This window comes from Bordetella sp. 15P40C-2, from assembly GCF_009763235.1.
Lineage (GTDB): Bacteria > Pseudomonadota > Gammaproteobacteria > Burkholderiales > Burkholderiaceae_B > Bordetella_A.
The window spans coordinates 1-753 of record NZ_WSJA01000041.1 but is presented as its reverse complement, the minus strand read 5'-3'; the positions used below and the strand labels follow the sequence as shown (position 1 = coordinate 753).

The 753-nt window shown below is 58.4% G+C and carries 1 protein-coding gene; it reads right to left on the bottom strand.

Annotated features, from left to right (window positions below; all coding sequences use genetic code 11):
* The coding region (locus tag GOQ25_RS16265) for a transposase (protein ID WP_160351526.1) at positions 1-753 on the bottom strand (753 nt) is incomplete at both ends.

The window sequence follows — 753 nt, the reverse complement described above, 5'->3', positions numbered from 1 at the left end:
GGCATCTGCGCCAGATAGCGGTGCAGCGTTTCCTTCTGCATGGCGGTCAACTTCCAGCGATGACGACGCATCAGACTCAACAGCCCCCGGTTTTTACGACCGTCGGGATCGTGTTGTTGCCATAGCTTTAAGAAATGCTGGTTCACCAGTCGAATGACGTGGAAGCGGTCGGCCACAATCATGGCGTTGGGGAAGTGCTGTTGAGCGATCCGACGATAGGTCTCGGACAGATCCATCACGATCACGCGCACCTGTTCTTTACCCGGCAAACGCTTCAAATACCCGTGCAGGCTCGCTGCCGAACGCCCCAGCGTTACGTCAAAGACCTTGTGGTTCTTTAAGTCGACCAAGGTGGTGGCGTAGCCCTTTTTACGGCTGAAAAAATGTTCATCGATACCGAGCACCTGCGGGCAAGCACGCCCCGAGAGTTCGGATACGCGTTGCTTGACGAACGATTGATACCAGCGTTCGACCGTGGCGCTGCCGATGCGGTGAGTGGCTCTCAGCTTGCGCTGGCTGACGCCGCCTTCGTGAGCCTCGAATACCTCCAGCCGATAGGCCTCGGTCGCGCGCAGCCTGGGCCGAATCCCGGTAAACCGATGCCGGAAATAGCGATTGCAGTCGGTGCAGTGATACTTGGGCACACTCAGGTGCAGCACCAGCAGTTGATTACCCTGACGGGTGTGTTTGAGCGTGCGCCGATGGGTGGCCTTGATCCGCACCCGTGTGCAGGCGCAGTGGATGCAGGCTAGG